Origin of the sequence: Blautia sp. CAG:257, from assembly GCF_000433815.1 — a bacterium.
GTDB lineage: Bacteria > Bacillota > Clostridia > Lachnospirales > Lachnospiraceae > Blautia_A > Blautia_A caecimuris.
In genome coordinates this window covers 10436-14832 of record NZ_HF999071.1, presented here as the reverse complement: position 1 = coordinate 14832, position 4397 = coordinate 10436, and the positions used below count along the sequence as shown (strand labels likewise).

Sequence of the window (4397 nt, the reverse complement as noted above, 5' to 3'; positions counted from 1 at the left end):
TCATACATCTGACAGTCATTGGCAGACGGCTCATGACGGATATCGATCAGGAGAAATACTGCTTTCAGATTTTTTGAAGTATGAAGATACTTCTCGATCATTTTTCCCCATTTTTCTTTTTCCGCCTGAGATACCCGGGCATATCCATATCCGGGAAGGTCTACCAGGTACCTTTCGCCATTGATCTTATAAAAGTTGATCGTCTGTGTTTTTCCCGGCTGTCCGCTGGTACGGGCCAGGGACTTCCGGTTCATCAGACCATTGATCAGGGAGGATTTCCCTACGTTGGATTTTCCGGCAAACGCCACTTCCGGCATTCCCGTATCAGGAAGTTTGCTGGTAATTCCGCAAACAATATCTAATTCTGCCTGTTTTATAACCATTTGTTTCCTCTCCTGTCCGGCTCCTTTCACGGATCCGGGATCCTGTTATTTGCTCAGCGCTCTGTGAAGCACATCTGTCATGGTGTCTACAAAAGAAATCTTCAGACCGTCAAGAATCTCCTGATCCAGCTCTTCCACATCCACTCTGTTTTCTGCCGGAACAAGGACTTCTTTTATTTTTGCATATCTGGCTGCCAGAAGCTTCTCTTTCAGCCCGCCAATAGGAAGAACACGGCCGCGCAGAGTAATTTCTCCTGTCATAGCCACATCCGCTCTTACCGGCTTTTTGATGATTGCGGACAACATGGCAGTTGCCATGGTAATTCCTGCTGAAGGGCCGTCCTTTGGAACTGCTCCCTCAGGAATATGTACATGGATATCGTTTTCCTGGAAAAACTCCGGCCTGATCTTATACTGATCTGCTACGGAGCGGATAAATGAAATTCCTGCCTGTGCAGATTCCTTCATCACGTCTCCAAGCTGTCCGGTCAGCGCCAGTTCACCCTTTCCGGGCATCACATTTACCTCTATCTGCAGCGTATCGCCGCCAACCTGAGTCCATGCAAGTCCTCTTGCAATACCAATCTCATCCTTTTTATTTGCCATCATATAGGAATAACGGCTTTTTCCCAGGAACTTGTCCAGATTCTTTGTAGTAACTTTTACTTTATCCTGTCCGTTTTCCATGATCTCCCGGGCTGCCCTGCGGCAGATCTGCGCGATTTTTCTTTCCAGTGACCGGACTCCGGCTTCTTTTGTATAAAGATTAATGATCTTTCGAAGAGCAGGCGCCTGAATCGACAGGCTTCCCTTTGGAAGTCCGTTGACCTCCATCTGTTTTGGGATCAGATGATCCTTTGCAATATGTTCTTTTTCATTTTCTGTATAACCGGAAATCTCCAGAACCTCCATACGGTCAAGAAGGGGTCTGGGAATTTCCTGAATGTCGTTGGCTGTGGCAATAAAAAGAACCTCGGAAAGATCCTGGGGAACTTCCACATAATGATCATTAAAGCGGCTGTTCTGCTCCGGGTCAAGAACCTCCAGAAGCGCAGAAGCCGTATCTCCCCTGTGATCGCTTCCTGTTTTATCTATTTCATCCAAAAGCATCAGCGGATTGCTGACACCTGCCTGCTGCAGAGCCGCTGTGATCCTTCCGGGCATGGCTCCTACATAAGTTCTTCTGTGTCCTCTGATCTCAGCTTCATCCCTGACACCGCCCAGACAGATACGGACATATTTTTTGTGAAGGGCCTCTGCCACAGATCTGGCAATAGAAGTCTTTCCGGTTCCCGGAGGTCCCACAAGACAGAGGATCGGGCTTTTTCCGCCCTTTGTCAGCTTTCGCACAGAAAGGAATTCCATGATCCTTTCCTTTACCTCTTTCAGTCCGTAATGTCCTTCTTCAAGAATTTTCCAGGCCTCTGCCAGATCGTCGGAATCCTCAGAACATCTGTTCCACGGAAGCGCCAGAAGTGTTTCAATATAAGTTCCAAGCACAGGACTTTCTGCTGAACTGCTGCTCATGGAGCGGTAACGGCTGATCTCCTTTGTAAGCTTTTCCTTTACTTCCGCAGGAGCATCCAGCTGTTCCAGCTTTTTCCCATACTCATCCGCCATATCGGAAACGCTTTCTTCTCCAAGTTCCTCACGGATCAGCTTTAACTGTTCTCTCAGAATATATTCCCGCTGGTTTTTATCAACCCTGAGCTTCAGTTTTTTCTGAAGATCCTGTCCTACCTTGAAAACTTCAATTTCATTCTGAAGGATTCCTCCAAGGACCTCATATCGCTCTTCCAGAGTAGCTGCCTCCAGAAGCTTCTGCTTATTCTGCCAGGTAAGTGAAATATTTACGGAAATCTGTGTCATCAGTTCTTCAAGATTCTCGATATTCATAATCTGGGCCGCCAGCTCCCGGCTGACCTTTCCGCTTTCCATACAATACTGATGAAACAGACCATGAATTCCTCTGTACATAGCCTCCCGCACAGTGTCTGCATACTGAGCCTCTTCCTGCGTGGAACCGGATATTTCCGCTTCCAGAAACGTTTCTTCCTGAACAAGAGATAAAAGCTCGGCTCTCTCCCGGCCTTCTACCAGAACCCGCAGAAGATCATGGGGAAGCTTTACTACCTGTTTGATATATGCAATGGTGCCCACTCTGTACAGATCTGAAATTCCGGGATTCTCTGTTTCCGGATCTTTCTGCGTCACCAGAAAAATCTCCTGTCTGCGAAGCATTGCCGCTTCTACAGCTTTTATGGAACGCTCTCTGCTTATGTCAAAGTGGACGATCATTTCCGGCAGGATCGTTGTTCCCCGAAGGGCGATCGCCGGCAAAGTGTTAATTGGCTGCGTCATTTGCTGTCATTTCCTTCCTCAGGCTGTTTCCGGTTTGCCCTTTTTCCTGGAACGTGAATTTCTTCTCGCGGAAGGCTGTGCTGCCGGGGCTTCTCCATAAATGATCTCCGGCTCTCCTGTTCCTTCAACAGCCTCTTTTGTAATAATTGCCTTACGGATCGTATTGTCTGAAGGCGCCTTATACATCAGATCCATCAGGGATGTTTCCATAATGGAGCGAAGTCCTCTGGCGCCTGTTTTTCTTTCCAGAGATTTTTTTGCCACCAGCTCCAGAGCCTCATCTTGGAAATCAAGCTCTACTCCATCCAGCTCAAACAGCTTGTGGTACTGTTTGGTAAGAGAATTTTTCGGCTCACGAAGAATACGGATCAGGGCTTTTTCATCCAGTCCGTCCAGAGTGACAACAATAGGCACTCGTCCGATAAATTCCGGTATCAGTCCGAATTTTATGAAATCTTCCGGCATTACCTGCTTCAGAACTTCGCCTACGTTTCTTTCCTCTTTTGCCGTAACCTCTGCCCCAAAACCAATCGCTTTGGTATCCTGACGGGCCTCAATGATCTTTTCGATTCCGTCAAAGGCGCCGCCGCAGATAAACAGGATGTTTGTTGTATCTATCTGGATAAACTCCTGATGCGGATGCTTTCTTCCTCCCTGAGGCGGAACGCTGGCAACAGTTCCCTCAAGGATCTTAAGAAGAGCCTGCTGTACACCCTCGCCGGATACATCACGGGTAATGGATGCATTTTCAGCTTTTCTGGTGATCTTGTCAATCTCATCAATATAAATGATTCCGTACTGTGCCCGCTCAATGTCATAGTCAGCTGCCTGGATGATCTTCAAAAGGATATTTTCCACATCCTCTCCTACATATCCGGCTTCTGTCAGGGTGGTGGCATCAGCGATTGCAAACGGAACGTTCAGAAGGCGGGCCAGAGTCTGAGCCAGAAGAGTTTTTCCGGAACCTGTTGGGCCAAGCATCAGAATATTGCTTTTCTGAAGCTCCACATCCAGATTTCTTGCTGCGGTAATTCTTTTATAATGATTATAAACTGCCACAGACAGAGCTTTTTTTGCATCCTCCTGTCCGATTACATAATCATCCAGGATTTTGTGGATTTCCTCTGGTTTCAGAAGGTTGATATCCGTGTCAAAATCATCCTCCGGACCATACTGGGCCAGCTCCTCTTCCATAATCTCCGCACAGATCCCGATGCATTCATCACAGATGAACACTCCCTCCGGGCCTGCGATCAGCTTCCGTACCTGATCCTCGGATTTATTACAAAAAGAGCATCTGACCTTTCCTTCTCTTATCTTATCTGCCATGGATATTTCTCTATTCCTTTCTATATTGATATGCTGAGATAAAAGCAAGACAAGACTCCCTGTTAAAGGAGTCTTCTCTTTAGTCTTTTTTATTTATGTTCAACAACGCCGTCAATCAGACCATATGCCTTTGCTTCTTCTGCAGTCATATAATTGTCGCGGTCTGTATCCTTTTCAACCACTTCAAGAGGCTGTCCTGTATTCTCAGCCAGCATTTCATTTAAGGTGCGCTTTGTCTGAGCGATGTGATCTGCCACAATCTGGATTTCTGTAGCCTGACCCTGAGCGCCGCCGGACGGCTGGTGAATCATAATGGTAGAGTGC

At 47.1% G+C, this 4397-nt stretch carries 4 protein-coding genes; all 4 read right to left on the bottom strand.

Going from position 1 to position 4397, the window contains the following annotated elements; genetic code table 11:
• On the bottom strand, positions 1 to 383 hold a 383-nt coding region (gene yihA / locus QVP40_RS08885), incomplete at its 3' end, for a ribosome biogenesis GTP-binding protein YihA/YsxC (RefSeq protein WP_288200427.1).
• Positions 384 to 428: 45 nt separating this feature from the next.
• Entirely contained in the window at positions 429 to 2744 is a 2316-nt protein-coding gene (gene lon, locus QVP40_RS08880) for an endopeptidase La (RefSeq protein WP_022068103.1), read from the bottom strand.
• 18 nt (positions 2745 to 2762) lie between these two features.
• Positions 2763 to 4073 (bottom strand): ATP-dependent Clp protease ATP-binding subunit ClpX, encoded by a 1311-nt coding sequence (gene clpX / locus QVP40_RS08875; protein WP_022068102.1) that lies wholly within the window; start codon positions 4071 to 4073, stop codon positions 2763 to 2765.
• Positions 4074 to 4162: 89 nt separating this feature from the next.
• A partial coding sequence (locus QVP40_RS08870) for an ATP-dependent Clp protease proteolytic subunit (protein ID WP_288200426.1) occupies positions 4163 to 4397 on the bottom strand: 235 nt, incomplete at its 5' end.